The 26,189-nt window shown below is 58.4% G+C and carries 25 protein-coding genes; 6 read left to right on the plus strand and 19 right to left on the minus strand.

Annotation, left to right across the window (positions count from 1 at the left end; all coding sequences use genetic code 11):
* Positions 1-352 precede the first annotated feature (352 nt).
* The 12 genes from ACID345_RS07355 to ACID345_RS07410 all read right to left on the minus strand — a co-directional run bounded on the left by ACID345_RS07355 (position 353) and on the right by ACID345_RS07410 (position 11,475).
* The gene (locus ACID345_RS07355) at positions 353-1,225 is read right to left on the minus strand and encodes a hydroxymethylglutaryl-CoA lyase (protein ID WP_011522231.1); all 873 of its coding nucleotides are present in this window, start codon (positions 1,223-1,225) and stop codon (positions 353-355) included.
* Positions 1,225-2,910 (minus strand): acyl-CoA carboxylase subunit beta, encoded by a 1,686-nt coding sequence (locus tag ACID345_RS07360; protein ID WP_041855532.1) that lies wholly within the window; start codon positions 2,908-2,910, stop codon positions 1,225-1,227. The genes ACID345_RS07355 and ACID345_RS07360 overlap by 1 nt, the downstream gene beginning before the upstream one ends.
* An 80-nt stretch (positions 2,911-2,990) precedes the next feature.
* Positions 2,991-3,524 (minus strand): J domain-containing protein, encoded by a 534-nt coding sequence (locus ACID345_RS25240; RefSeq protein WP_011522233.1) that lies wholly within the window; start codon positions 3,522-3,524, stop codon positions 2,991-2,993.
* Between the two features lie 31 nt (positions 3,525-3,555).
* On the minus strand, positions 3,556-4,131 hold the full coding sequence (locus ACID345_RS07370) for an enoyl-CoA hydratase/isomerase family protein (protein WP_011522234.1): 576 nt from the start codon (positions 4,129-4,131) through the stop codon (positions 3,556-3,558).
* On the minus strand, positions 4,128-4,859 hold the full coding sequence (locus ACID345_RS07375) for a hypothetical protein (RefSeq protein WP_011522235.1): 732 nt from the start codon (positions 4,857-4,859) through the stop codon (positions 4,128-4,130). Before ACID345_RS07375 ends, ACID345_RS07370 begins: the two co-directional genes overlap by 4 nt.
* A gap of 6 nt (positions 4,860-4,865) precedes the next feature.
* Positions 4,866-5,288, minus strand: coding sequence for a cobalamin B12-binding domain-containing protein (locus ACID345_RS07380; protein ID WP_011522236.1), 423 nt, complete (start codon positions 5,286-5,288; stop codon positions 4,866-4,868).
* A gap of 135 nt (positions 5,289-5,423) precedes the next feature.
* Entirely contained in the window at positions 5,424-5,903 is a 480-nt protein-coding gene (locus tag ACID345_RS07385; RefSeq protein ID WP_011522237.1) for a hypothetical protein, read from the minus strand.
* A gap of 202 nt (positions 5,904-6,105) precedes the next feature.
* The gene (locus ACID345_RS07390) at positions 6,106-6,525 is read right to left on the minus strand and encodes a peptidoglycan-binding domain-containing protein (protein WP_011522238.1); all 420 of its coding nucleotides are present in this window, start codon (positions 6,523-6,525) and stop codon (positions 6,106-6,108) included.
* A gap of 309 nt (positions 6,526-6,834) precedes the next feature.
* Positions 6,835-8,472: a Do family serine endopeptidase gene (locus ACID345_RS07395; RefSeq protein WP_011522239.1), complete on the minus strand. Its 1,638-nt coding sequence runs from the start codon at positions 8,470-8,472 to the stop codon at positions 6,835-6,837.
* 259 nt (positions 8,473-8,731) lie between these two features.
* Positions 8,732-9,637: a DMT family transporter gene (locus tag ACID345_RS07400; RefSeq protein ID WP_011522240.1), complete on the minus strand. Its 906-nt coding sequence runs from the start codon at positions 9,635-9,637 to the stop codon at positions 8,732-8,734.
* A 120-nt stretch (positions 9,638-9,757) separates the two neighbouring features.
* The gene (locus tag ACID345_RS07405) at positions 9,758-10,546 is read right to left on the minus strand and encodes an ABC transporter permease (protein ID WP_011522241.1); all 789 of its coding nucleotides are present in this window, start codon (positions 10,544-10,546) and stop codon (positions 9,758-9,760) included.
* Positions 10,543-11,475: an ABC transporter ATP-binding protein gene (locus ACID345_RS07410; RefSeq protein WP_011522242.1), complete on the minus strand. Its 933-nt coding sequence runs from the start codon at positions 11,473-11,475 to the stop codon at positions 10,543-10,545. Before ACID345_RS07410 ends, ACID345_RS07405 begins: the two co-directional genes overlap by 4 nt.
* A gap of 121 nt (positions 11,476-11,596) precedes the next feature.
* Here ACID345_RS07410 and ACID345_RS07415 point away from each other — a divergent pair, with 121 nt between their 5' ends.
* Positions 11,597-12,043: a DUF2975 domain-containing protein gene (locus ACID345_RS07415; protein ID WP_011522243.1), complete on the plus strand. Its 447-nt coding sequence runs from the start codon at positions 11,597-11,599 to the stop codon at positions 12,041-12,043.
* Positions 12,043-12,279, plus strand: coding sequence for a helix-turn-helix domain-containing protein (locus ACID345_RS07420; RefSeq protein WP_011522244.1), 237 nt, complete (start codon positions 12,043-12,045; stop codon positions 12,277-12,279). Before ACID345_RS07415 ends, ACID345_RS07420 begins: the two co-directional genes overlap by 1 nt.
* A gap of 150 nt (positions 12,280-12,429) precedes the next feature.
* Here the strand turns inward: ACID345_RS07420 and ACID345_RS07425 are convergent, their stop codons facing one another.
* The 4 genes from ACID345_RS07425 to truA all read right to left on the minus strand — a co-directional run bounded on the left by ACID345_RS07425 (position 12,430) and on the right by truA (position 18,143).
* Entirely contained in the window at positions 12,430-14,181 is a 1,752-nt protein-coding gene (locus tag ACID345_RS07425) for an amidohydrolase (protein ID WP_011522245.1), read from the minus strand.
* Positions 14,182-14,193: 12 nt separating this feature from the next.
* Complete coding sequence (locus tag ACID345_RS07430; protein WP_011522246.1) at positions 14,194-15,447, minus strand: M20/M25/M40 family metallo-hydrolase; 1,254 nt, start codon at positions 15,445-15,447, stop codon at positions 14,194-14,196.
* 278 nt (positions 15,448-15,725) lie between these two features.
* Positions 15,726-17,294 (minus strand): aldehyde dehydrogenase family protein, encoded by a 1,569-nt coding sequence (locus ACID345_RS07435; RefSeq protein ID WP_011522247.1) that lies wholly within the window; start codon positions 17,292-17,294, stop codon positions 15,726-15,728.
* A 75-nt stretch (positions 17,295-17,369) separates the two neighbouring features.
* Positions 17,370-18,143: a tRNA pseudouridine(38-40) synthase TruA gene (gene truA / locus ACID345_RS07440; RefSeq protein WP_011522248.1), complete on the minus strand. Its 774-nt coding sequence runs from the start codon at positions 18,141-18,143 to the stop codon at positions 17,370-17,372.
* 225 nt (positions 18,144-18,368) lie between these two features.
* Between truA and ACID345_RS07445 the strand changes: the two genes are divergently transcribed.
* Positions 18,369-20,441, plus strand: a complete 2,073-nt coding sequence (locus ACID345_RS07445) for a TolC family protein (protein WP_011522249.1) — start codon at positions 18,369-18,371, stop codon at positions 20,439-20,441.
* Between the two features lie 71 nt (positions 20,442-20,512).
* On the plus strand, positions 20,513-21,355 hold the full coding sequence (locus ACID345_RS07450; protein ID WP_011522250.1) for a glycosyltransferase family 2 protein: 843 nt from the start codon (positions 20,513-20,515) through the stop codon (positions 21,353-21,355).
* Here the strand turns inward: ACID345_RS07450 and ACID345_RS07455 are convergent.
* Both ACID345_RS07455 and ACID345_RS25245 read right to left on the minus strand, forming a co-directional pair.
* Positions 21,348-22,301, minus strand: coding sequence for a hypothetical protein (locus ACID345_RS07455; RefSeq protein ID WP_011522251.1), 954 nt, complete (start codon positions 22,299-22,301; stop codon positions 21,348-21,350). The genes ACID345_RS07450 and ACID345_RS07455 overlap by 8 nt on opposite strands.
* A gap of 118 nt (positions 22,302-22,419) precedes the next feature.
* Complete coding sequence (locus tag ACID345_RS25245; RefSeq protein ID WP_187148961.1) at positions 22,420-23,832, minus strand: PP2C family protein-serine/threonine phosphatase; 1,413 nt, start codon at positions 23,830-23,832, stop codon at positions 22,420-22,422.
* 96 nt (positions 23,833-23,928) lie between these two features.
* Between ACID345_RS25245 and ACID345_RS07465 the strand changes: the two genes are divergently transcribed.
* Positions 23,929-25,182, plus strand: a complete 1,254-nt coding sequence (locus ACID345_RS07465; RefSeq protein ID WP_011522253.1) for an ectonucleotide pyrophosphatase/phosphodiesterase — start codon at positions 23,929-23,931, stop codon at positions 25,180-25,182.
* Between the two features lie 5 nt (positions 25,183-25,187).
* Here the strand turns inward: ACID345_RS07465 and ACID345_RS07470 are convergent, their stop codons facing one another.
* Positions 25,188-25,583 carry a DUF3224 domain-containing protein gene (locus ACID345_RS07470; protein ID WP_011522254.1) on the minus strand — a complete coding sequence of 132 codons (396 nt, stop codon included), beginning with the start codon at positions 25,581-25,583 and terminating at the stop codon, positions 25,188-25,190.
* A 107-nt stretch (positions 25,584-25,690) separates the two neighbouring features.
* Here ACID345_RS07470 and ACID345_RS07475 point away from each other — a divergent pair, with 107 nt between their 5' ends.
* Positions 25,691-26,164, plus strand: a complete 474-nt coding sequence (locus ACID345_RS07475) for a VOC family protein (RefSeq protein ID WP_011522255.1) — start codon at positions 25,691-25,693, stop codon at positions 26,162-26,164.
* The last annotated feature ends 25 nt before the right edge of the window (positions 26,165-26,189 follow it).

The raw sequence follows: 26,189 nt of genomic DNA on the forward strand, positions 1-26,189 counted from the left end.
ACTGCCGTACTATGGCGCGAAATGTGTTCCAGGCGGAAACTCTTACTGAAAATTGGTTCCCGCAAGCGACTGTAGTCGGCGGAACCGTGGCAAGGCAAGGACGTACGATATGCAGTCTCCATTAACGCTAAGCGCGATCATGATTTTCGCAGCGACGCTTTTACAGTTTCCGGGGCGCAGCCATGACGCTCGCGTCACCAGACATTCGGAACGCGAACGCGCATTCGATTTTGAACAGTTTCTGGAAAACTCGCCAGCGCCGCAACATTCCTTGGCTTCCGATATCTCGGCCCTGTTTTTCTCCTGATTGGTCAACGTGGTGACAGGGAAGCGGCCTAACCGGGCCGCTTTTCTATTGCGGGGAACCACCAAAGCGCAGCGCGAAGTCACTGCTCATTTGTAACAGGGTGTCGATCGGTTTGCGGACCGGCGGTTCGACTTTGCGTTCTTTCAGAGCGGTGAACACCGCTTCCGTTGGTAGGTTGCCGACCAAGGTGTTCTGCGCGAACGGACAGCCGCCCAGACCTCCGAGCGCAGCATCAAAGCGGCGGATACCGGCGTCGTAGGCGGCGAGGACCTTTTCCTTTGCGTCGGTGTGGGTGCCGTGGAGATGAACGCCGACTTCTAGGTAATCGAATTTTTCTACGATTGGGCCGCAGAGGTCGGCGATCTGCTGTGGCGTTGCGAGACCTACTGTATCGGCAAGCGAGATTTGCTGGATGCCGTCGTCGGCGAGGATGCCGATTCCTTCGAGAACCTCATCAACAGACCAGAGATCGCCGTAGGGGTTGCCGAACGCCATCGAGATGTATACGACGAGATCCATGTCGGCACTGCGCTGCTTCTCAACGACCTTCTCCAGAACTTCTGCGTTTTCTTCGAGCGTCTGGTTCTGATTGTTCTTTAGAAATGTGGGCGAGAACGAGTACGGGAAACCAAGGGTTCGGACGGCTTCGGTCGCGATCGCTCGGTCGGCGCCCTTTTCGTTGACCACGATGCCGATGATTTCGACATCATCGGGGGGATCGAGCTCTTTTAACACCTCTTCGGAGTCCGCCATTTGCGGGACCGCGCGGGGTGAGACGAACGAGACGGCGTCAATGTGCTTGAAGCCGGCGCTGACCAACTCTTGGAGGTATTTGACCTTGAGCTCAGTCGGGATCTGGCCCTTCAAGCCCTGCCATGCGTCGCGAGGGCACTCGATGATTTTGACCGTATCTGCCATTACGTTTGCAGCACTCCCACTTTGAATTCCTTCACATCCGGGTTCAGCGCACACGCTTCGAGCGCCTCAATGAGTGCTGCGCGGGTGTCGAGCGGGTCGATAATCTTGTCAATCCACAGGCGCGCTGCGCCGTAACGCGGATCCATCTGCTCGTCATAGGTGGCCTTCACGCTGTCGAAGAGCTCTTTCTTCTCTTCGTCGCTGAGTTTCTTGCCGCCGCGCTCGAGTTGTTTCACTTTAATTTCGACCAGTGTGCCTGCTGCTGCGCCGCCGCTCATCACTGCGTATTTCGCGGAGGGCCACGCGAACACGAAGCGCGGATCGTAGGCCTTGCCGCACATGGCATAGTGGCCGGCACCGAATGAGCCACCGACGATTACGCTGATCTTCGGCACCACGGAATTGGACACGGCGTTGACCATCTTCGCACCGGCGCGGATGATGCCGCTCCACTCTGCGTCGCGACCTACCATGAAGCCATTGACGTCGTGCAGGAACACGAGCGGCACGAGGTTCTGGTTGCAGTCCATGATGAAGCGCGCGGCTTTCTCCGCGCTCTCGGTGTAGATTACGCCGCCGAATTCAACGCGCTTGTTGCCGTTGTGGTCGGTCTGGTGCTGGTGCGTTTTCTGGTTTGCGACAATTCCCACGGCGAAACCGCCGACGCGCGCGTAACCGCAGAGGACGGTCTCGCCATACTCAGCTTTGTACTCGTCGAAGCGGCTGCCGTCCACAATGCGCGCGATGATCTCTTTCATGTCGTACTGCTTCGCCGCGTCCCCGTCGTAGACGCCGTAAAGCTCCTCGGCAGCGAATTTCGGGGGCTCGCTCTCAACGCGGCTGAAGACACTCTTCGACCGCTGGCCCATCTTCGACACCAGCGAGCGGATGCGCGCAATGCAGAGGTGATCGTTGGGCTCTCGGAAATCCACCGTGCCGCTGATCTGCGAGTGCATCTCGGCGCCGCCGAGTTCTTCCGCGGAATACTTCGCCCCAATAGCAGCCTGTACCAACGCCGGGCCGGCAAGGAACAGGCCCGAGCCCTCGGTCATCAGGATGTGGTCGCACATTACCGGCAGATACGCGCCGCCTGCGACGCACATGCCCATGATCGCCGTGATCTGCGGGATACCCATGGCGCTCATCACCGCGTTATTGCGGAAGACGCGGCCGAAGTCATCCTGGTCGGGAAAGACATCTTCCTGGAGGGGCAGGAACACGCCGGCGGAGTCCACGAGGTAAATCGTCGGGATGTGGTTCTCGATGGCGATGTTCTGCGCACGGATGACCTTCTTCGCGGTCATGGGGAAGAACGCCCCGGCTTTCACGGTAGCGTCGTTGACGATGAGCATGAACTTGCGCCCGTGGACCTCGCCGATGCCGGTGACGACGCCTGCGCAGGGCGCGCCGCCCCATTCTTCGTACATGCCATGGGCGACGAACTCGCCTAACTCGAAGAGGCCGGTGGCGGGATCGAGAAGCATGTCGATGCGTTCGCGGGCGGTCTTGCGGTTCTTCTTGTGCTGGTTCTCGATAGCCTTATCGCCACCGCCCTGGAAAATGACATTTTCCTGGTTGCGGAGCTCGGTAACCAACTTCGCCATGGCGTGCTGATTATGCGAAAAGCGTGCGGTGGTGGTGTCTACCTTGGTCGGCAGGATGTTGTTGGGTTCTTGGCTGGACATTCCGGTTCCGTTGCCCCACGTTCGGCGAACCATCAAGGGTACGACAAGGGTGCGCGGGATGTCATCTTGGGGCTCCGTCGCTACCGGCGGAAGAAATCTATCCAGAATTTATCGCCAAGGAAACCCGACAGCAAACCAAAGATAACCACCTCGGCCAACCCCACTAGAATCGCAAGCGGAATCGATTCGACGACGCCTCTCGCGATTGCATTGAATCCACAGAGGAGGCCGAAGATCGCACCGAAGAAAAACCGAACCCAAAACCCAAAAAGATCCAGCTTAGGTGGTGGCGCGTCGCGATCATGCCGGAAGATGATTGGTCGTGGTGGCTGAACATAAGGCTGGCGAACGCGTTCTGCTTCGGGAGCGGCGACGCGGGGATCGCAGTCATTAAGCGGAGCACCCGAGACGAAGTCGTAGGCGTCGTTGATGACCTTCATCATCAGAGTGGCTTCTTTTTGCTCGAACGATCCTGGAGAATAGAGGTCCGGATGCCAACGCTTAGTCAGTTTCCGATAGGCCTGCTTTACTTGCTGGGCGGAAGCGGTTTGTGGCAGGCCGAGCACTTCGTAGGCCCGCTGTAGCCGCGCAAGTTGTTCCGGATCGAGAGCCATACCGCAAACGAATCCTACTACCAAGTTTCGATTACGAAGCAGTAATAAACCTTGTGGCTGAGGCGTACGGTTCCGCGCTCACGACGTCCACGATTCCGAGCTCCAGTGCGCGTTGTGCGTGAATCTTTTCTGCCGTTAGAAAAATCTCCATCGCCTGTGCGCAGCCGACCAAGCGTGGGAGACGCTGGGTGCCGCCCCAGCCTGTCATAAGGCCCAACGCGGCGCCACGGTGTCCGAAGACGGCGTGCGGCGAAGCGATGCGGAAGCGGCAGGAGAGCGCGAGGTCGAAGCCACCTCCCATGCACCAGCCTTCCACCACAGCGCAGGTGAGCGCGGGGAAGTCCGCGACGGTCTGCATGAGGCGTTGGCCCATCATGGCGAAGTCTAAGGCGTCGTGGCCCCGCAGGGCATTGATCTCGTCGAGGTCGGCACCGACGGAGAAGAACTTGGGATTACCGCAAATCATCAGCGGCTGCCGCGGAAGGCCCAGCAGGGTTTCCGTCAGGTCTTGTACGCGTGCGCGTGAAAGTTTGTTGGTGCCGTCGTCGGATACCAGGCGAAGCAGCGTACAGCCTTCGAATGGTTCCGTCGTGCAATAGGTACTCAAGCCAGCTCGAAGCGTTCGGCGAGGCCGGTGCCGTCTTCAGTGAGTTCGAAGCCGCCAATACGGACGCCTTCGCCGACCAGGCGATGGGTTTCCGGATCGCGCGTGATCCGGCTGATCCACTGGTAGCCGATGTCGAAGTTGGTTGCCGTGAACCAGCGTTGTGGCAGGACCTCAACCAAGCCCGCGTGCGGATAGACGACATAAACCGCGGCGTGGGGATCTTCTTTTGCCTTCGCCGGATACGAGCTCACGAGGTGCATCTCCTTCACCTCGTGAAGCTCCGCAGGAAACTCGATACTGTGGGTGCCTTGCGGGAGCATGCCATCGAACTCGAAGTCGGCCACCGGTTCGGTGGCGGAGTAGATGCGTTCCGTGGACTGCTTGAACCAACCGGCAACGTTCTGGAAGTCGAAAGGCTTGAGCTTCTCGGCGTCGAACACAGCGATGCGGATGTATTTCCCTTGCGGGCACCATACGCCGAAGCGCGAGCCTTCGAGAGCGAACGGGCGTCCGTAGGTGTTGAGCGCCAAACGCGGTACGTCAGGCTCAGTAGAGAGCGTTAAAGAGACGAGGTAAGCGAGGGCACCTTCAGAGCCATGGAAATTCCAAACAAAAGTCTGGCCGGCAGCGCCGTGGAGGGCGGGGAAGGTTTCCCAGTACCAAGGCGCCGGGCCAACGGTTTGCTGCAGCAGGGAGCGCCGCCGCTGAATGTTTTCGTCCTCTGCCATGGAGAATTAGGCTGCCGGAACTCCGCGCGGGCGAACGTTGGATTGGATGAACTTGATGATGTCGTCCATCGGCGTGCCCGGCTGGAAAACCGCCGAGACGCCTATCTTCTTCAGGTTCTCGACATCAACGTCGGGGATGATGCCGCCGACAAGTAGCAGAACATCGTCCACTTTGTGCTGCTTGAGGAGGTCGTTTACGCGCGGCACGATTGCGTTGTGCGCGCCGCTCAGGATGGAGAGACCGATTACATCCACGTCCTCCTGCAACGCTGCGGTGACGATCATTTCCGGAGTCTGGCGCAGGCCAGTGTAGATGACTTCCATACCGGCGTCGCGGAGGGCGCGGGCGATGACTTTGGCGCCGCGGTCATGACCATCGAGGCCGGGTTTTGCTACTAAGACTCGAATCTTATGCTCAGCATCAGCCATAGAATTGCCTTAAAAAGTGCGTATTCAAAGCATGAAACAACGACAGCACTCATGATACGCGCATGAGACAAGGAACGGCAGTGCACGTTGTGGGGAACGCGCAGATGCGGGGGCCAATTCAGTACGAGGCCCAAATTAATGCATGTCGGTACACGTGATGATGCCTTGCCAGTTGTGGCGAACCTGTTTGGGATCGACGCAGGCGACCGGAGTTGGATCGGGGGCTTTGAAAATCGCTGTCGTCAAGTTGCCGGGATCCCAGGTGTACTCGGTATATACGCCGTCCTTGCCACGAACGAGGCCGCGGTAGGTTCTCGTTCCGTCGCCGGTATCAATCTCGAAAGTGGCATAGAAGGGTTTATCCGACGAGGAGGCCCCGTCGGCGCAGGAATTGCTGATGACGACTTTGGATAGCACATGCTGCCGCGGACAGACGGTGGCGTCGGGGTCGGCAACCTTGTTCTTTAACGTGCGATCAAGCTTGTCGCCGAACTGCTCGGTGTACATCTCTCCGAGGCGTTCGTCCGCGTGATAGTACTTGAAACTGAAGATGAGGCCGACAATTCCAATACCGAACAACCAAAACGCGAGCTTTCGCTTTGCAGCCAGTGTCATAGGAGGGTTCCAGGCAATGAGTGTCTCTGGCGGACGAATGGTAACGCACTGAGTCAAGTGGGGCTAGCAGAATGTGCAGGTTGCCCCGGTCGGCGAGGGACGCCCGACAACCTTTGAACACGAAGGGCACCATCACGAAGGAATTGAGGACGAAAACCACAAACGCGGCCCGCAGGCCGCGTTTTCCCTTTGCAGAAATGGATTAGTTGCTGGCAGAGCCGCCGGGTTGTGGCTTTTCTGCGCCCAGTTCGTGCGGGCTGATGGCGGCGGTGTCGGGATTCAAGAGACCTTCGCGGCTGGGGCCGAGGCCGAGCTTAATCAGGGCGCGAGAGTCGGGAACCAGCTTCGTTTGCCAGCCGTTGTCGGCCTGGAACTTGGTCAGGGCATCGCGGGTCTGGTTGTCCCAGGATCCGGTGGGCTCTCCGCTCATGTAGTGCTCGCGGATGAGAGCAGTCTGGATCTCGCGGGTGCGGTCGCTATTGGGAGCGGCCTGGCCACGGGACTTACTGGACGTTTTCTTTGAAGAAGCTTTGCCGGATGTTTTGTGATGCGACGACCCGCCGCTTGACGAGGCGGTATTCTTCGTCGTTTTCGCTTCGGCTGCGCTTAGGCATCCGAACATAAGTGCTGTTATTAGGAGCGCGTTAGTGAGACGCAATCAGTAGTCCTCAGTTTTCGGGCCCGTTCACGGAACTGCAATCGAATGGGTCATTCTAAATGACGGAGCAAGCCTGAAGGCAAGGGCGAATTCCCAAAAAAGTGACGAAATGCAATCCAAACGGGAATCAACCTGCTGCAATCATCGCAAAGTGGGATGAGGGAAGCCTAGGGGAAAGGTTGCCGCGGTTCGTTACCTTAGGACGTTGACCGGCCAGTAAACGAAACGGCCCGCACCGAAATGCGGGCCGCTTGATGGTAAGCAAGGTTAGGTTTACGGCAAGGTTCCGGCCATGAAAATGGTTCCGTTATCGCGTCCGCGAGGACGGACGAGGAAGACGACGTCAGCACCGCTCTTGAGGCTGCCCTGAATGCGGCGGAAATCGTCTTCGTTGGTGACGGGCTGTTTGTTGATCTCGAGGATCACGTCGCCGCGGCCAAGGCCGACAGACTCCGCAAAGCTGTCCTGCTTCACGTTGCTGACCACAACGCCCTTGGTGTTGGGCAGCTTCAACTGCTGCGCCATCTCAGGCGTAATGTTCTGCACGGTCGCACCGAACTTGCTGGGCTGGGGCTGGCCTTCGCCGCCTTCACCCTGCTCTTCGCCACCGCCGCCAAGACGCGCGGCGTAGAGCTTGGAGCGATCCGCGATCGTGACGCTTGCAGACTGTTCCTTGCCGTTGCGAACGAAGCCGACCTTCGCGGTCGAGCCCGGCTTGCGCGCAGAGATGTCAGCGACGAGTTCATCGCCATTCTTTACGGGCTTGCCATCCACAGAAACGATGGTGTCGCCCGTCTGGATGCCGGCCTTTTGTGCCGGTCCATTGGGAGTGACGTTGGCTACCGTAACGCCCGTGGTGACGCCGTAAACACGCGCTACCGCGGGATTCGCTACCGCGTTGAATTCCACGCCGATGGAGCCGCGCGAGACCTTGTGATCGGGCGCGATGAGCTGGTTATAAACCTGTATGACCGTGTTGGAGGGTAGCGCAAAGCCAACACCCTGGTAGCCGCCGCCGGTGGTGAAGATCGCGGTGTTGATGCCGATGACCTCACCGGCCATGTCCACGAGCGGACCGCCGGAGTTGCCGGGGTTGATGGCGGCGTCGGTCTGGATGAACTGCTGGAACTGGCGCTGCGGGACGATGTTGCGGCCCTTGGCGGAGACGATTCCGGCAGTCATGGTCGAGTTAAGACCGAAGGGGCTGCCGAGGGCAAGAACCCAGTCACCGACCTGTACGCCCTCGGAGTTGCCGAGCTTCGCGTAAGGAAGATCGTGCTTCACGTTGATCTTGATGACGGCGAGATCGGTTTCCTTGTCCACGCCGATGACCGTAGCGTCGTAGCTGACGGTCTCAGGGTCGCCCATGAGGTTGACCTTGATCTTGTCGGCTTTATCAACCACGTGATCGTTGGTGATGATGTAGCCCTTCGGGTCAATGATGATGCCGGAGCCAAGGGCGCGCTGACGGAGGTCCTGCTGGGGCATTTGCCCGCCGCCACCCTGGCCACCGAAGAAGCGATCGAAGAAGTCCTGGAAGGGGCTGTCCTGCCCGCCGCCCGGGCCTTGGTCCTGATCGTCCTGATTATCCTCGTCGTCATCGGGAGGCGTTTGCTGGCCGCGTCGTCCCTTGATGGAAGGGTGCTTCATGGTGGACTCGGTGTTGATGTTGACCACCGCCGGTTCGAGCTGTTTCGCAATCTGCGCGAACTGGTTGGAAAGCTGCTTGGGCTCAGGGATCTGCAGCGGAGTTGCGTCCGAGCTGCTGACCTGTTTTTCGTTGCCCTTCACAGTCGAAGAGATCACGGTTCCGATCAGAATGCCGAGCGAGAGAGTGGCCAGGATCACAAGAACAGAAGCGAACCGATTGGCTCTCAGGCGCTGCCAGGAACCGCTGGTGGGCGGTGTCATAAGTCGTCCTCCGGCAAATAATGCCAAACGAAAATTATACCTATTGCGAAGAAGTTCGCCCCAGAGCACGAAGGCGCAGGGGACGAGCACCGCTGTTGCACAGACTCGCGTTGTTGTCGTTCATCGGAAAGACGCTGCGAAATTGGGAAGCGGGAACTCTGTACAAAGCGGCTGCTCTTAATCCTTTAGTTAGACGCACTCCCTGGCGGTTTGGTAACAGAAAGTTGGGGATGCGAGGTACGGGTGACCATTCTTTACCCTATGAGACCCTGATCTCCTCCGAGGGGTGGTCTTGGCTGCCCAACAATTCCGAGAGAACCACGCCAACGAGGATCAACACAGCCCCAAGCGAGGAGCGAGAGTTGAGGCGTTCGTGGAGGATGACGAACGAAGTGGCCCAAGCAAAAACCGGCTCCAAGAGAAAAATTAACGCGGTATTCGTCGCCGGCATGAACTGCTGCGCCCAGGCTTGCACCGTGAATGCTGCCGCGGTGCCGAGAAGGCCAGTGACAAGGATCGCCCAGATGACGGTGGAACTCCATGTCACGTGGGCGTGTTCGGCGATGGGAACCGTCGCAAACATCAGGACGGCGGCACCGGCGACTTGCAGGAAGGCGATCGGTTCGAAGCCGTGACGTTCGCTAGCGCGTCCGACGAGGATGATTTGAAATGCGAAACAGACGGCGCAACCCATGCTGAGCAGATCGCCGAGATTCATTTCAGTTAAAGAGAAGCCACGGCTCGTGCCGGCTGGAACGGTGAGGAGGAAGAGACCGACGCAGGCGATCAGGACGCCGAAAATGGTCCACTTGCTGACGTGTTTGCGCCATCCGAAGTGGAGGATCAGCGGCACGAGGACGACGGACATGCCAGTGAGAAGCGCGGACTTCGAGGGCGTGGTCAACTTTAAGCCAGAGGTCTGGAATTCATAGCCGAAGTACATCATGAGCGCGACGAGCATACCGTCGATGAACTCGGCGCGATTCATCTTGCGCAAAGCTTTCCAGTAGACGAGGCCGAGGGCGAGGCCGGCGAGCGTCATGCGGACTGCGTTGAAGAGCAGCGGTGTGACGTCGGCGAGCGCGGCCTTGATCAGAACGAAGGTCGAGCCCCAAACGAAGGTGACGGCGATCAGAAGGATGTGGGCTTTGAGGGAGCGCGACAATTCGAACTAGTCCTTGACGATAGTTTCCTGAGAGGCGATCAGAACCCAGCTATTGTCGCGGCTCTGCCATAGATCTGTCACGCGAGTTCGCAGGACCGTAATGAGGGCAGATTTCCGGAGCTATCCCTTTTGTCGTCGAGATAGAAAGAGCCAGTAAGCGATCACGGTGAACGCGACCGCGTAGATCCCCGACACCCAGAGAGGATCGAGTGCGGGAGGAACACTGCGTTTTCTTGCGTCGTGCTCGAGGTACACGAGAATGGTGAGGGAATGGGGAATGAGGAACACCCAACGCGAAGACAGTGCCGCCAATGCCGCGACCCAGGCCATGAATCCGACGCCGACCGAGACGAGAAAGTTCTTGAACCGCAGGCTAAGGAGATACTGAACCGCCACGATGGGAAGACAAGCGAGGAAATATCGCAGTGTGCCAGCGGCGAAAGTAGTTGCGGGAAGGCGCGATTGCGGAAGCGGAACTCCGGGCAACAACAGACAAGGGCCGACTCCGGAGACGTAGATCCCAAGGTCGAAGAGTACGAGGAACTCCAGCACGAGGAGAACGATCACGGCCAACTTGGAGGAGAAGATCGTCAGCGGATGAAGCGGGAGCGTGAGTACCTGTTTCCATGAGTTGTTGCGGAATTCAATCTGGGTGACGAGAGCCGTGATGAGGATCGCAGCCATGGGCAGAAAGAACACTGCCATGGATTCCCAGGAACTCGCCCAGAGTGACTCCCAGAAGCCGGCGGCGGCGCTGAGCTTGAGTAATTGTTGTCGATGAAACAGCCGTGAGGCGAAGACAATCGCTGGCGTGAAGAGAGCGCCGATCACGATCAACACAGAGCTGAGGCTACGTTTGCGCTTGAGCCATTCGCAGGAAAACGAAATGAAGAAGTCGGCGGCCATCATGAGTGGGACACCATTTCCATGAAGATGTTTTCGAGATCGTCGCCGGAGGGAGTGAGGCCGTAAACGTCGATCCCCTGCTGCACGAGCAGACGATTGATGCGCGCCAGATTCTCGGGCGAAACCGACGGCACGCAAATGCGACCGTCGGCGAAGTGGGCGTCGGGATGATGCGGATGAATCACCTTCAACGCCTGGAGATTGTCGCTTGTGCAAACGGTGGCGGTGCCAGTTGCGAGGGCAGTCTCGCGGAGCTCCGCCAAAGTTCCCTGGAACATCAGTCGGCCGCGATGAATGACACCGACGTGGGTAGCGATCTTCTCGATCTCGCCGAGCAGATGACTTGAGATGAGGATGGTGACGCCGTCTTCGCGGTTGAGTTTCTTGAGCAACTCGCGGATTTCAATAATGCCGCTGGGGTCGAGGCCATTCGTGGGTTCGTCGAGGATGAGAAGGGAAGGGCGATGAAGAAGCGCGATGGCGATGCTGAGCCGCTGCTTCATGCCGAGAGAATATTGCCCAGCTTTCTTGTGACGCGCGGAGAAGAGCCCGAGGGGGGAGAGCACTTCATCGATACGTGTTGCGGGAGCGCGGTGAATTCGCTGCATGATTTGCAGGTTCTCGACCGCGGTGAGGTGCTCATACAGAGACGGCGTCTCGATCAATGAGCCAACGTGCTTGAGGACCTCGATGCGATGAGAATCCAAGTCTCTCTGCAAGATTGAGATCGTGCCCTGCTGTTTTTGGAGCAGTCCAAGGACGAGACGGAGCGTCGTGGTTTTACCGGCGCCGTTTGGTCCTAGAAATCCGTAGATGCTGCCCTCTGCGACCTTGAGATTGACGTCGGTGAGAACAGGAGCCTCATGTCCGGCATAACGGTGGGTGAGGTCTTGGGTCGAGAGGCAAAGGGTTGGCGTTACGTCAGCAGGCATTGGAAAGATGTTTCAAACTTGAGGCTAGAGTTAAAATATCTAGACATAAAATTTAAGTAAAGCTTAAAATTCGGGAACAATGGGGGATATCCGAAAAAGCAGCGAGCGGCTACGGAGATTGGTGACTGTCCTCTTCGTAGGGCTGGCGAGCCTAATTGTTTTGGAACGATTTGGGTGGGTCGCCGTGCCGATTGTGAGGCACACCCTCAGCCGCAGTGCTTGGGTACATTTGGCAGACGAGGTGGTTGGGGCGTGCCCGGAAGTACTTTTCCTGCTCTCGTTGTGGGGGGTCCGTGCGGCGCTGCAGCGGCTTGCACAGGGAGACCTTTACGGCGCCGTCATGGTGCGGATGCTAAAGCGCGTGGGTGCGATGGTGGCAGCCGGATCGTTCCTGAAGGTGTTTGTGGAACCGGCAGCGCATCGGTGGCTTGGGTACGCTCCGGGATACTGGATCGCCTATGACGTCTCAGGAGTGGTGCTCGGCGTGGTGGGACTGGCGCTGATTATCGTAGCGAGAGTGCTTGAGAATGCCGCAGAGTTGAAAGCGGAGTTGGACGGGATTTTCTAATGCCGATCCGCACGACCCTCGACGAGATATTGGCAAAGAAAAACATGACTGCCCGAAGCCTGGCGGAGGCAATCGGAGTCAGTGAAACGCATCTGTCGTTGTTCCGGTCGGGGAAGGTGCGCGGGATCCGGTTCTCGACCCTGGCAAAAATGTGCAAGGTGCTGAATTGCCAGCCAGGAGATCTCGTTGCTTACGTGGAAGGCGATGACGTGGAAGATCTATCTGGCGAGCTTTGATGTGCGATACGCACTCGCGTCGCGAGCCAACAGAAAAGCGAAACTCGGGCTGTCAGTCCGGGGGTTAATGTTGCCAGTAGGTAGCAGCCTGCGAAACGTCTTTATTTTAACGCCTATAGTGGGACACTTCCCATCGCGGGACGACGTTGCTTATTCCACTTCGTACACCGTTTTTCCGCCAACCACAGTGCGCAGAACTTGCGTGCCGAGGATGTCGTGCGGGCGGATGTCGGTGATGTCGCGATCGAGGACGACGAAGTCGGCGTACATGCCGGGGGCGATCCTGCCTTTTAGGCTTTCTTCGAATTGCGCGTAGGCAGCGCCTTCGGTGTAGGCGGCGATGGCTTCATCGATGGTGATCTTCTGGACCGGGAAGAACTCGCGGTTCATGGCTTCGTTCTGGCGGGTGACGGCGGCGTAAAGGCCGCGGAACGGCGTGATTGGTTCGACGGGGTAGTCGGTGCCGAAGGCAAGGGGGACGCCGGCGTCGAGGAAATCGCGCCACGCATAGGAGTAGCGAGCACGCGCGGTGCCTAGGCGGTCAAGCGCCCAATTCATATCAGTGAGTAGGTGGTTGGGCTGCATGGAGGCGATGACGCCGAGTTCCTTGTAACGCTGGAACTGGTCGGACGAGAGCACCTGCGAATGCTCGATGCGGAAGCGCAGATCGTGGAGATCGCGGCCGTTCTGGTTGTGGTCACGAAGGTAGCGCTGGGCTTCGGCGAAGGCGTCGAGGGCCATCTGCACACCCTCGTCACCGATGGCGTGGAAGCCGAGTTGGTAGCCGGCGGCAATGCGTTCATCCGCGAGTTTGTTCAGGGTCTCCTGATCGAACTGTGGCAGACCCTTGTTGGTTGGGTCGTCTTCGTAGGGACGCTGCAAAGCTGCGGTGCGCGAGCCGAGCGAGCCATCCATGAAGCCCTTGAGCATGGTGGTATGCAGCATGGGATCGCTGCCGGGATGATGCGAGCGGTGTTGGTCGAGCGTGTTCAGCTCTGCGGTGAAGGGGAGCCATTCGGCGATGCGTGCCGTGAGCTTGCCTTCGCTCTCGAGTTCTTCGTAAACGAGGAAGTCTTCCCACGGCGAGTTATCTTGCAGCGAGGTGATGCCGTGTTGGGCGGCGTCTTCGAGCGCGAGTTCGATGCCCTTGCGACGCTGCGTCGGCGTAGGTGGCGGGATGATGCTGCTAATCAGGCCCTTTGCGCCTTCGCGGAAGATTCCGGTTGGTTCGCCTTTTGCGTCATGATCGATGGCGCCGCCGGCGGGAGCGGTAGTGCTCTTGTCAACTTTTGCGGCGGTGATTGCGGCGGAGTTGGCGACGGCGATGTGACCGTCGGCACGATCGAAGAAGGCAGGATGTCCAGCGGTGACGGCGTCGAGATCCTTGCGGGTGGGCAGTTTGTTTTCCGTCCACTTGGTCTGGTCCCAACCGCCGCCGAGAATCCACTCGCCGGGGGCGGCGGACTTCACGCGTTCGGCGATGCGCTGCTTCATCTCGTCGAGAGATTTAGTGCCGGCGAGTTCAACGTTGAGCATTTCGCGGCCGCCGTCGCCGAGATGGACGTGAGCGTCGTTGAAGCCGGGCATGACGAACTGGCCTTTGAGGTCGACCAGGGTGGTCTTTTTGCCCTTGTAGATCCAGATTTCTTTGTCGGTGCCGATGGCGAGGAACTTGCCGTCTTTCACCGCGAAGGCACGGGGACGCGGTGCGGGCGATGATGGCTTTGCGGTGTTCTCGTCGTGAGTAGATTGAGTTTCCGCGGCCGCTTTCGAGGGAGCGACGTAAACGTTCGCGTTGTAATAGATCGCGTCCGCTTCTTGCGGGGCAGATTTATTTTCCTTCTTATCGGCAGCCATGAGAGCAGTCGCGGTGAGGAGCACCGCCAGGAGTTCACGTTTCATGAGGGTCTGTTTTTACTCGTCGATGCCGGTGAGAGCCAGCGTCAGAAGCAGGATACGCTTCAAGCCTACTTCGCGTCCGTAGGGATCGAACCACTCGTGAAGAGTGTGGGCGCCGGCTCCGGTTCCACCTGCGCCGAGTGCGATCGCCTCGCGTCCTTGTGAGAGCGGGATGTTGGCGTCCGTGGAGGCGCGCTGGATGCGTGAGGTAATGCTGAGATGCGCGTCTACGGCGCGGACCATGGCCAGCATGGGCGAATCGCTTTTGAGTTCGCCGGCAGGACGATCACCGATGGTGCGGATTTCGATTTCCACGTCGCGGGTCTTTGCGGAGTCCGCGGCGCGGCGCAGAGCTTCTTCCAATCTTTCGATTTCGGCGACTGCTACCGACCGCAAGTCCACGCGCATGCAGGCCATCTCCGGGATGGAGTTGACGGAAGTGCCGCCCTGGATCACGCCGATGTTGTAGGTAGTTTTCGGTTTCGAGGGAAGGGAAGTGGCACTGAATTCCTGGATGATCTTGGAAAGTATGACGATCGGGTTGGGTGCTCCGAAATCGCTCCAGGAATGGCCGCCAGGGCCATTAACGCGGACTTCATAGCGACGACTGCCAAGACCTTCCGCGATGATCGAATCGGTTCCTGCACCGTCGAGGATGATGGAGAACTCGATAGCGTCCTTCCAGCGCGTGTCGTCGAAAATATGGCGGACGCCGCGGAGATTGCCTTCGCCTTCCTCCCCAACATTGCCGATAAAAAGGATTGGCGCTGAGGGGCGAATGCGGCCGTCTTTGATGGCGCCAGCGATGGCAAGCATGGCTACTACGCCGGCGGCGTTGTCCGAAATGCCGGGACCAACCATGCGGTCACGATCACGTTTGATATCGAGTTTGGTCTCGGCAGGGAAAACGGTGTCAAGGTGCGCGCTGATCGAGACGTAGCCGGCAGAGGTGTTGGCGCCGGGCAGGATGGCAAGAACGTTACCGACGGCGTCGGTATGAATGTCTTTCAATCCCAGCTCGCGGAAGCGGAACTGTAGCCAGTCTGCACGGGCGGCCTCACCAAACGGAGGAGCGGGAATTTTTGCGAGCTCAATCTGGCGTTCCTGAAGCTGAAATTCCTTGCGGTGAAGCCAGTCGAAGGCGTCGTGCACCACCTGTAATTGGGCAAGGCGAACGACGCGCTGCTGGGCGGAACGCGCCCATTGGGTCTCGCTTAACCGACCGCGCTTGCTTGTGGCCTCTACCCGAAGTGGTTCGACTGCCGACATAAGCTCCGATAGTACAACAACCTAGGGACGCCCGGCGGGCGCGCAGGGTAATCAGAATTGACACGGTTTGTCGTGCAACAAACTTCGTGCAACTCTCTTCTAAGTTCCCGGTGACAGACTTATGAAACCGGACGACTACAGGACGATGGACAAAATGGGGAAAAAGAACAGCGTTTCCCAGGACCGGCAGGACTGGATTTCCAAGTACCTGGAGTTAGCTGACCGTATCATTCAAGTGCACATGCCGCAACTACCAAAGCCACGAAAACGTCGCGGAACTACAGCTTAGGCCTAGTCAAAATTTTAGTTGAGTTTAACGCACCCTTAATGCGCTTGGCAGGCGAGTGGCCGAACATCATATCGGCGAAGCCGTGGATCTGCTCCCGATACATCCCTTTATAGCCGTACCACCAGGGTTTTTTCATCACAACGCGATCTACGTCGACGTAGCGCACCCGCACCATTTCCTGCATTCCTAACAACCCGTGAGTGCGGCCGATACCGCTGGCTTTGAATCCGCCGTGCGGCGCTTCGCAGATTCCGAATCCGGAGATGGCATCGTTCACCATGACGGTGCCGGCTTCGATTTTCCCGGCAACGGCTTCGCCGCGAGAGCGACTATTCGTCCAGACACTGGCCGCGAGACCGAATTCCGATTCATTGGCCATCGAGATGGCTTGTTCGTCGGTGTCGAAGGGGATGACGGGAAGCAGCGGGCCGAATGTTTCTTCACGCATCAGCTTCATGTCTGGAGTGACGTTGGTGAGGACAGTGGGAGCGTAGAAGTTTGGGCCGAGTTGCGTAAGGCGTTCTCCACCCGTCAGGACCTTCGCACCTTTATCGAGGGCGTCGGCGACCTGACTCTCCACGATCCGCAACTGGCGAGTGTCGATCATTGGTCCGACGTCGGTGTCGCGATCGAAGCCGTCGCCGACCTTGAGCGCTTGGGCCTTCTTCACACACATGTTGACGAATTTTTCGAAGACCGAGCGCTGCACGTAGCAGCGTTCGACAGACAAGCAAGTCTGTCCGGCATTCATGAAGGCGCCCCAGACGGCGCCGCTGCTGGCAACGTCGAGGTCGGCATCGTCGAAGACGATGAAGGGATCTTTACCGCCAAGCTCGAGGACACACGGTAGAAGTTTTTGCGCAGCGGCAACGCTCACGCGACGGCCGGTGGCGACACTTCCGGTGAAGATAATTTTGTCGATCTTGGAGTCGATGAGCGCAGCACCGACTGGTCCTTCACCGAGGACAACCTGCATGATTTCTTTCGGAACGCCGGCTTCGTGGAGCAATGATTGCAACTTCAAAGCACATGCCGGTGTGAGTTCCGACGGCTTCAGAACCACGGCATTCCCAAGAACGAGCGCGGCGAGCGTTTCGGTGGAAGGAATAGAAAATGGATAGTTCCACGGGGAAATAATTCCAATCACGCCGTGCGGTTCGTGGTGGAGCGTTCCGCGCTTGGTCTTCATCGCGGGATTGGAGTGCGGAACAGGCTGGGGTTGCAAAATCTCGGCAGCGTGGCGGGCGACGAATTCGGCAGCATCCTGCACGACGAGTATCTCGGCGCCCATCGCTTCAGGAATCGGTTTGCCGGCTTCGCGCGTGATTAACTCCGCGACTTCGCCTGCCTGTTGATTCAGTAGCTTTCGGAAGCGCCGGATGATGGCGACGCGTTTCTGAACGCCGAGCGCGGCCCAGGCTGGCTGTGCGCGTCGTGCGATGTCAACGGCTTCGTGGACTTCGTCGACGCTGGTGCAGGAATAGGTGCCGACGGTTTCACCCGTGGCGGGATTGGTGCTGATTAATACCGGAGCAGCGATCTTGGTATCGGTAGCCATGGCGGCCTCCCGGCATCCGGGAACTCCAAATCCCTGTTGCCCTTTGCTGATCAGTTGGACGGCTTGTGTGTGCCGTCAGTATTCCACATTCACGAGATAAAGTCCGCTGGCGGGGGCTGCAGGGCCGGCAGCGCTGCGTGACTTTTCCCGCAAAATCTTAGCCATCGATTCCGCAGGATGCTGCCACTTGCCGAAATCCACGAACGTTCCCACAAGATTGCGGACCATGTGGTGAAGAAATCCGTTGCCACGCACTTCGAAGATAAGTTCGTGGCCTTCCGTGCGCCAGACAGCGTCGTAGATGGTGCGCACGTTGCTTGGCCCATCCTCGTCTTCGGCGTCGCGTATTCGCTGCGCCCGGTCAGGATCGCTTGCCGCAAAGGAGGTGAAGTCGTGTTCGCCTTGGATGAACGCGGTCGCACTCTGCATTACAGATTCGTCGAGCCGCCACGGGTAATGCCACACATAATGCGCCAGAAAGGGTGAGCAGATTGCGGCGCGGTAGATGCGGTAACGATAGGTTTTCCCTTTTGCGGAATGACGTGCGTGAAAGTCCGGCGCAGCTTCTCCGACGGTTAGTGCTCGGATCGATGGCGGAAGCTTGTCATTGAGCGCGATGTGCAGCCCATCCGCCGGGATTGGCGTTTGCAACGCGACGCTCGCTACCTGTCCCAGGGCGTGGACACCAGCGTCGGTGCGGCCTGAGCCTTGCGGTAACGTCTGCTCTCCTGTGATGCGCTCGATGGTTTCGGCGAGCGTGCCTTGAATGGTCGGTTTGCCGGGCTGGATTTGCCAGCCGTGAAACTCGTGGCCATCGTAGGCGAGCGTGATTTTGAAGTTCCGCGGCATGCCAAATTAGAGGAGTTGCGAGGCGCGAATTAACTGCTGTCACCGCCTTAGCAACTCCGTTCGTATAGTATTAACACTTGCGTTCCAGTGACTTAAAACCTTCTTCGCGGAAGCCCCAAAGTTAATTCTTGTGAAGAATTTTGAACCTTGGCATAGCCGCTCACGTATCTAAATGCGGAAGCCAGAACTGCACTTGTAAGTCTTTCATTTATTGGAGAAATGCGAATGTCCGTTTCGCGCACGGTTGTGATCACGGCCAGAACTGTTATTTTTTCCATGATGTTGGGGATGGTCGCCCCTGCATTCGCGCAGAACCAGGCCCCCGCGCCGACGCCGAACCTTCCGGACGCTCCGAAGGCGGCTTCCGCCTCCGCGCCGGTGAATGGCGGTGTGATGAGCGTGGACTACAGCAAGCCGAAGACCTACTGGTTCAACCCGGTCGGTACTTACTCGGAGCGCAAAGTTCCAGCGCCGAATTTCGCAAACACCGCGCGGGTTGACTCGGTGATGCGCGACGGCAAAATCTATCTCTCGATGAGCGACGCCCTTGCGCTCGCGCTCGAGAACAACCTCGATATCGCGATTGCGCGCTATAACCTTCCTATCGCCGACACGGATATCCTCTCGACCAAGGCTGGTTCGGCGGCACGCGGCGTGAACGCCGGCGTGGTGCAGAATACGCCCGGTGGCGGCGTGGGTGGAATTGGGGCCAGCAGCACGGGTGGCGGCGCCGGCGGCACGACGGCCGGAGCAGGCGGCGTGGGTACTGGTATAGGTGGCATCGTCGCCAGCACGACAGGCGCGGGCTCCACGGTGGGCAACTACGATCCGTTTATCACTGGCAATGTTCAGGGTGAACACACGCGTGCCGTAGTGACGACTAGTTACATCCCGGTACCGTTCATCGTGCAGAACAACACGACGTACAACTTTAACTATGCGCAGTCGTGGTACACCGGTACGTCGGCGAACATTGGCTGGCAGAACACTCGCCAGGCCGGTGGATTGAACGTGCTGGATCCCTACCTCAATAGCACCTTCCGCTTCACGCTGACGCAGCACTTGCTGCAAGGCTTCGGACTTGGGCCGAATATGCGATTCATTCGCATCGCCCAGAACGATAAGAAAATCACCGACAGCGCGTTCCGGCAGCAGGTCCGTGAGACGGTTTCGCAGATCCAGAACATCTACTGGGACCTGGTTGCGGCCTACGAAGACGTAAAAGTGAAGCAGCGCGCTCTTGAATTTGCGCAGCGCACCTTCTCCGACAATCAGAAGCAGGTGCAGATTGGCACCCTGGCTCCGATTGAAGTGGTGCACGCACAGAGCACGGTGTCGACCGCGCAGCAGGACCTGATCGTTTCGCAGACGAGCCTTCAGCTGCAGCAGTTGCTGATGAAGAATGCGATCACCCGTAACATGGGCGATCCGATTCTCGCGGCGGCGGAAGTGATTCCAACCGACACGATGCAGGTGGATGCCAACGAGGTCGACGCTTCGGTGGACGAGTTGATCAAGACGGCGCAGGAACACAGCCCGGAAATCGAGCAGGCGCAGATTGACTTGAAGAACCGCGAAATCACCATGAAGTCGACGAAGAACGCGCTGCTGCCCTCGTTGGACGCCTACGGGTTCTACGGGGCGGCTGGTAACGCTGGAGAGCCAATCCCCGGAGCGGGCAGCACGATTAACCCGTCCGGCTACGGCGATGCTCTTGGTCACCTCGTGGACAGCTCCTCGCCGGACAAAGGTCTCGGTGTGACTCTTACTATCCCGATCCGCAACCGCGCGGCGCAGGCCACGCAGGTTCGGTCGCAGCTGGAATTCCGCCAAGCGCAGATGCGTTTGCAGCAGCTGTTTAACCAGGTAAACATCCAGGTGCGCAACGCGGCGTTTGCGGTGCAACAGGACCGCGCCCGCGTGAAGGCCGCGCAGGCCAGCCGCGAATATGCGTTGCAGAGCCTTGAGGCCGAGCAGAAGAAGTACGCTCTCGGTGCGTCCACGAGCACGCTGGTACTGCAGAACCAGAGCGGGTTCGAAAACGCCGAGAACTTACTGGTTTCGGCGCTCACCGCCTATGAGAAGCACAAGGTCGAACTGGATCGTGTGACATCGCAGACGCTGGACAAGAACCGAATCGAACTGGCCGACAGCACCAAGGGCGTGGTAAACACCGCGCCGCAAGTGCCGGGGGTGATCAAGATCACCTCGGACGTCAACAACCCGGCGAACGAGCCACAGCACCCAGCGCCGCCGCAGCAGCCACAACCGGAGACGCCGCAACAGCCGCAGAAGTAAACGATGTTTTCGTTATGAAGGAATCCCGGCTTCGGCCGGGATTTTCTTTTGGGCAATGATATATTCGCCCCGTGCTACTCTCCGCCGTCATCATCTGCAAGAACGAAGAGCAGAACATCGCGCGCACGCTGGCCAGCGTGGTGGACCTTGCAGACGAAGTCATCTTGCTGGACTCCGGTTCTACCGATCACACACTCGATGTGGCGCGGACCTTCGGCGACAAAGTAAAAATCTTCCAGGAAGAGTGGAAGGGTTTCGCAGCGCAAAAGAATTCGGCGATCGCGAAGGCGAGTGGAGAGTGGATTCTGTCGCTCGATGCGGATGAAGAGGTATCGCCACTGTTGGGGAGGGAGCTAAAGGAAGCGCTCGGGAAGAAAGAAGAGCCCCAACAGAAACCGGGTGAGAACGCAGGGCAGATCATCGCCGGCGATGGTCCGTTTTGCGGAGTGACGATTCCGCGCGACGCCTATTCAATTCCGCGGAAAAACTTCTTCATGGAGCGCTGGATTCGCCGCGGGGGATTTTATCCGGACCGGAAGATCCGGCTGGTGAAGAAAGAACTCGCGGTTTTTGAAGACCGTGCTGTCCACGAAGACATGAAGGTGAGTGGCCAGATTCTTCCGCTGCATGGCGCCATTCTTCACCACGCCTACCCCACGCTTTCCAGCTACATCGAGCACATGAACCGCTACTCGTCGCTGGGAGCGGAAATGGTTGTTGCGAAAGGGAAGCACGGTTTCAGTTTTTTCAATATCGTCGTTCGACCGTGGGCCACGTTCCTCTACAACTACTTCCTACGGCTTGGTTTCGTCGACGGACGCGAAGGGTTGCTGCTGCACCTTTATCACGCGGTGTACGTGAGCTGGAAGTATGCGAAGGTGTGGGAACTTTCGCGCAAGGTCCGCCCTACTTAGAAGAATTGGCACTTGCTGCTTTGGATTGGCCATTTCCATTCGCTGGCTTGTGTTCCGCGGCCGCTAGTCCAATCGCCTCGTGCAGTGGTGGCAGTACAGCGTGTGGGCGGCCGGTCCACTTTACCGGCTCACTCGTCTTCGCCGGCTCAGGCTCAGGCTCTGGCACTTCGGGGACTTTCACTGCGTCGGCCTTTTCGATTACATCGAGATACGCGTCCGCGATTTCGATCGGATTCACGGACTGACCGCGCAGGCGGCGCGTGCCGAATTCGTACTCGAGTTCCATGAGCCTCGCGGCAGTAGCCGGATTTTCCGGCAGGCGCGCTTTCTTCGGACGGTCACGAAGACATTTGTCCAGAAGCTCGAAGACCTGAACATTGCCGAGATATACGTTGGGGTGCAGCGGCGACGATTCGTAGCCGGGATCTTCACGGTTCACGTAGGTGATGCCGGTGCCGTCGCCAAAGAGCGTCACGAGGTCGAGGACCACGCCGGAATGCTCGTGCTCATAGACCACGGCGCGAATGTCGTAGGTTTCGTTCACCAGCAGGTGCAAGTTCGCGCGCATCACTTCGGCGCGATACATGCCCGCGTCGGTGAAGCCCTGGTCAATCAGCTCCTCCACCAACTGGCGGTGGCGCAATTCGTGCGTCCACTCCTGCTCGGTGGGAACCAGGTCAATCTTGGCGGGTAACTGCGCCGCCATTTTTTGGACGACGTTCTGCCAGGCGTTCGGAGTAACGGTCTTCATTACAAAGCGTAGGGCACGACCCACGAGCGAATAGCTACGCTCTTCGAGTGATGGCGGTGGTCCGTTGTCGACCGCTTCCATCTCTGGCTCGGGGATGCTTTGCGTGATTTCGGAATCGACGCGCGGCTCCAGCTCGGGGCGAACTTCTTCCTCCGGCTGCGCAGCCGCACCTGTGATTCCGGTGATGAGCTCCATAAGCTGCTGATTTTACCCAGCTTCTCTCGTTGAGGGAACCAAAATCCCCGGACTGGGGAGTAACTCTAGAGCTAGCCCGGGGATACACCTGAGAGATGCACCAATGTACGGTGTTCGTTCAAAGGACATCCACCACTACCAGTGTCATGTCGTCCTGCTGACGTTGTTCGACCTGCCACAAGGGAACTTCGGCGAAGACCCGGGTTGCGACTTCCGCGCCGGACTCCATCCCGTTCTTCGCCAGTAATGCCTGCAGGCCGCCAGCCCCAAACTCCACGCCCTGAAGGTTTTCCGGTTCGGTCACGCCGTCGGTGTAGATCAGAAGGCGCTCACCCTTCGTCAACGCAATCTCGCGCTCGGGATAGACGACATCGGGCAAGACGCCAAACAGCAAACCGTTGCTCTCGACCGCTTCGAGGCGGCCATTTCGCCAACGCAGCATCGGTGGATGTCCGGCGGCCGAATAGCGGGCTTTCTGTGCCTTCCCGTCGATCCAGAGATAAGAGGCGGAGACCAGTTGACCGCGAAGTGGAGCCGCCAAGGTTCGATTCAAGGCACCCAGCAATTCGCCAGGGTGGTCCGCACTCGAAGCGACCGACTGCACTGCAACCTTGAGCATCGAGGCAATCAATGCGGCGGGCACACCGTGTCCGCAGACATCGGCGACAAGTATTCCGACTGACTGGGGATCGGTTTGCAGGAACTCGTAAAAATCCCCTGCGACGGAAGCGGCAGGTTGGTAACGGGCCGCAATGCGTACTCCCGTGAGTTCTGGGACAGTGGTCGGCAGGATCGAAACCTGGATTTCGCGCGCTACTTGCAATTCACTTTCGATCCCGAGAAGGCGACGTTCGCTTTGCTCCACCATCTGGAGCGCGGAGTGGCCGAACGCCGCCAGCAAAATGGCGAATCCGAGATGCTCGAAGATGTTCGGCATCGGATGTCCCAAAGGATTAATGATGTTGGAGAACAACGCTTCTACAGTGAACACGAACGCGGCAAACGTGAAGAACCCGCGAGACGGCATCACGCAATACTTCGCAAAGAGCTTGTTGCTACTTACGACGACGAGCAGCACCGCCAGACCAAGCGCAGCCACGAGATTATTCGGTACCAGGAGTCGGTTCGGATCGCCGGTGACCAGGAACACGGCGAATGCGACGATGGCGATCGCCACTTCGATCACAACGAGTACGGCACTGAACCGTCGAACCCAGCCGCGGGTGGCCTCCATCCACGAGAGAAAAGCGAATGGCAGGACAAGATACATCGTCAACGCGCGCGCATACGGCTCGATTACGCGAATCGGATAAGGTTGGATGCCGTGTAGCGGTACCCATAGGACGTTCACACCGTAGAGGCAGGTCCAGATACCGAGCCAGTAGAACATGCGTACTTTGGTACGACGGCGCGCAAACGCGATCGCACAACTCGCAAGCCCTACTATGACGAACGCGGTGCCACACGCAAGGTCTATGGCATCGGCACGCAGAGTTGCACGGTCAATGGTTACGGGCAGATCAGTCAGCATCTGCATCCAAATGTGAACGAAGTTTCGCTTTTACGCAGTGATAACGCCCCCAATTGATTGGATCAGTTAACCTCGTTGAGAGAGGAATATCGGACGATGAAACGGCTTCTAGCTCGGCTGTGCTTCCTGCTGCTGATCTCTGTTGGCGCTTTTGCGCAAAGCATTCCCGTCATCACTGTCGATCAACCGCCGAACTCAGCGGAACAGCAGAAGAAGCACTATGTAGTTCTGGTGTCGCTGGATGGCTTTCGATATGACTACGCGAAAAAGTATGGGGCGACGCATCTCCTGGAAATCGCCAAACATGGGGCGAGCGTTCCCGACGGAATGATTCCGTCGTATCCGTCTCTGACCTTTCCGAACCACTACACCTTGGTGACCGGACTGTATCCCGAGCACCACGGGATTGTGGGCAACGAGTTTTACGATCCGGAGCGCAAAGCGAAGTACGCGTTGAGTGACAAAGCGGCGGAAGCCGATGGTACGTGGTACGAGGGCACGCCGTTGTGGTCGCTGGCGGTGAAGCAGGGAATGCGTAGTGCCTGTTTCTTCTGGCCGGGATCGGTGGCGGAGATCGCAGGAGCGCGGCCCACTTACTACCTGCGTTACGACAACTCCATCCCGGACGAGAGGCGTGTCGAGCAGGTCATCGCGTGGCTCAAGCTTCCTGCCGAGCAGCGTCCTCACTTCATCACGCTGTACTACTCGAAGGTCGATCATGCCGGACACGAATTCGGCCCGGACAGTCCGCAGGTTGCGGAGGCAGTGAAGAGTGTGGATGCAACGATTGGCCTGCTCGAGGAAAACCTGCAGGCACTGCATCTGCCGATTGACCTGATCGTTGTTTCGGACCACGGCATGGCGAAGACGGACCCGAATTGGGTCACGCTCGACAAATATGCTTCCCTCGACGGCTTCGTGACGGTTGGGCTGAGCCTGTACGCACCCTCGGAAGCTGCCGCCGAAAAGGCGTACGAGAAGCTGAAGGGCGGGGATTCGCGCTTCAACGTCTACCGGCGGAAGGACGTGCCGGCTGAGCTGCATTTCAACAGCAATCCGCGCGAAGGAGATCCGGTGGTGGTTGCAAAGGGTTCGTGGGCGATCCGCGCGACCACAAACTCCTACGGCGGAGACAAGCCACCGAATATTGGCAATCATGGGTTCGATCCGCGTGTGCTGCCGGAGATGAAGGCGGTCTTTTACGCGGAGGGGCCCGACATCAAACCCGGAGTTCAGTTGCAGAGCTTCGAGAACGTAAACGTGTTCCCGTTGATTGTGGAACTGCTAGGTCTTGATAGCCCGAAGGTTGACGGTGACCCCAAAGTTCTTTCGGGAATTGTTAAGAAATAGACTACCTAGCCGATTTCGTAGTCGAAATCGTAGAAGTGCTTGCCGCTGGGCTGGATATCGATCTTCATGGCGCCGCGAATACCGGCAAGTTCTCCGGTGCCTGAATCAGGGACGACGACGATGTTCAGCGCGGGCGTGCCGCGATCCATGGTGGCGTTGTGCTGCAGTATGAACGATCCGCTTCGGCCGTCAAGGGTGCCCGTCACGCGCTCGATCGCGACATAGCCCGCCGACCCTTTGACCTCGGTCATGAAGGTCAGCATTTCGCCCTTGCTGGTTGCTTCGAGAGCGCCGTGGAACTGCTTGTCGATGGACATGCGGCCCAGTTGAGCGGCTTCGGCGCAGGGATTGTCGGCCTTTTGCGGGAGTATCTTTACGTCGAATGGCCCGTTTGCTTTCATTTTGCTCTCCAAAAATTCCCTAAATTTGTCTGTCGAAGATTGTACGGCCCATTCGATACATCTTCGGGCGGGCACGATCGTCCGCACATCTTAACGCGAGGTACACCGTGAACCCATTCGAATCGTCTACGCGGATTACACCGTTCCTCTGGTTCGACGAAAACGCCGAAGAGGCAGTCGAATTTTACTGTTCGATCTTTAAAAATGCGCGACGCATTGGGGAACTCCACGCGGATGGTGCGCCGCACACGCCGAAAGGCAAGCCGCTTACCGTTACTTTCGAGCTCGATGGCCAGCGGTTCACGGCGCTCAACGGCGGGCCCTACTTCAAATTCACGGAAGCGGTTTCGTTCGCAATCCGCTGCGACTCGCAGGCGGAAGTGGATGAATACTGGTCGAAGCTGACCGCGGACGGAGGGCAGGAATCGCAGTGCGGCTGGCTGAAGGACAAGTATGGTCTCTCATGGCAGGTGGTGCCGAAACAGCTTCCGGAGTTGATCAAAAACCCGAAGGCGATGCAGGCAATGATGGGAATGAAGAAGATCGAGCTCGGCGAGTTGGAGAAAGCAGCGAAGTCCTAGGCGGGGTTGCGGGGAGCAATCGACG

The organism is Candidatus Koribacter versatilis Ellin345 (genome assembly GCF_000014005.1).
Taxonomy (GTDB): domain Bacteria; phylum Acidobacteriota; class Terriglobia; order Terriglobales; family Acidobacteriaceae; genus Korobacter; species Korobacter versatilis_A.